The sequence below is a fragment of the Streptomyces sp. WELS2 genome, assembly GCF_013870595.1.
In the GTDB taxonomy this organism is placed as follows: Bacteria; Actinomycetota; Actinomycetes; order Streptomycetales; family Streptomycetaceae; genus Streptomyces.
Genome location: NZ_JACBWZ010001200.1, coordinates 1 through 1,494 on the forward strand (window position 1 = coordinate 1; position 1,494 = coordinate 1,494).

A 1,494-nucleotide genomic window follows, 5' to 3' on the forward strand; every position below is an offset into this window, starting at 1 on the left:
CACCCCGTCGGCGCCGTCCCGCCCCAAGAGCAGCGCGGCGAGTTCGGCGCGGCCGGCCGTGGCGGGCACGGTGAGGGTGTCGAGGGTGAGGCCGCGTGCGGTGAGCCCGGTCAGGACGGTGGTGGTCCACGGGTCGTCGGCGGCGGGGACGACGGCGAGCCAGTGGCCGCCGCGCGCCGGGGTGGCGGCGGGGGCCAGCGGCTCCCAGGCGACGCGGTAGCGCCAGCCGTCGGCCGCGGCGTCGGCCCGCCGCCGCTCGTGCCAGGCGGCGAGGGCCGGTACGACGGCGGCGACGGAGGTCTCGTCGGCGACCCCGAGGGTGGCGGCCACGGCGGTGACGTCCTGGTCGCGCACCAGGTCCCAGAACGGGTCGGCGGCGTCGCCCGCGCGGGCCGCCGCCGAGCGCTCGGCCTGGAGGATGGGGGCGTCCTCCCAGTGCCGGTCGCGGCGGAAGGGGTAGGTGGGCAGGGCGACCTTGCGGCCCCCGGCGAACAGCACCGTCCAGTCGGGGCCGGTGCCGGTCAGGTGCAGCCGGCAGACGGCGTCGAGGAGGGCGGTGTCCTCGGCGCGGTCGCGGCGCTGGGCGGCGATGACGACGGGCACCGTGTCCTGGGCGAGGTTGCCGAGCACCGCGTCGGGGCCGACCTCCAGGAAGCGGGTGGCGCCCTCGGCGGCCAGGGTGGTGACGCCGTCGTGGAAGCGGACGGCCTCGCGGACGTGCCGGACCCAGTACTCGGGCGAGGTGAGCCGGTCGGCGAGGCGGCCGGTGACGTTGGAGACGACCGGCAGGGCGGGCTCGCGAAAGGTCAGCCGCGCCAGCACCTCGCGGAACGCCTCCAGCATGGGGTCCATGCGGTGCGAGTGGAAGGCGTGCGACACCTTCAGCCGGGTGGACTTCTCCACCCGGGCGGCGACGGCGAGTACGGCGTCCTCGTCGCCGGAGACCACCACCGCGCGCGGGCCGTTGACGGCGGCGATGCCGACGCCGTCGGTGAGCAGCCCGGTGACCTCCGCCTCGGTGGCGAGCAGGGACACCATCGCGCCGCCGGCGGGCAGTTCCTGCATGAGCCGGCCCCGGGCGGCGACCAGGGCGACGGCGTCCTTCAGGTCCAGTACGCCGGCGACGTGCGCGGCGACGACCTCGCCGAGGGAGTGCCCGGCGAGCAGGTCCGGGCGGATGCCCCAGTGCTCCAGCAGCCGGTACAGGGCGGTTTCGAAGGCGAACAGGGCGGCCTGGGCGTAGACGGTTTGGTGCAGGGGTGCGGGGTCGGTGTCCTCGTCCCACATCACCTCGCGCAGCGGCCGGTCCAGGTGGGTGTCGAACGCGGCGCAGATCTCGTCGAGGGCGGCGGCGAACACCGGGAACGCGGCGTGCAGGGTGCGGCCCATGCCGGGCCGCTGGGAGCCCTGTCCGGAGAACAGCACGGCGAGCCGGCCGGGTTCGGGGGCCGCCTCGTCCAGGGCGTCGGGCCGGGGCAGATCGGCGAGCTGGAG

1 protein-coding gene is annotated in these 1,494 nt (G+C 76.7%); it reads right to left on the bottom strand.

The genetic code is table 11. The features are described from left to right. Positions 1–1,494 (bottom strand): acyltransferase domain-containing protein (locus tag H5J33_RS34995; protein WP_181798678.1); only part of this gene is annotated, 1,494 nt, incomplete at both ends.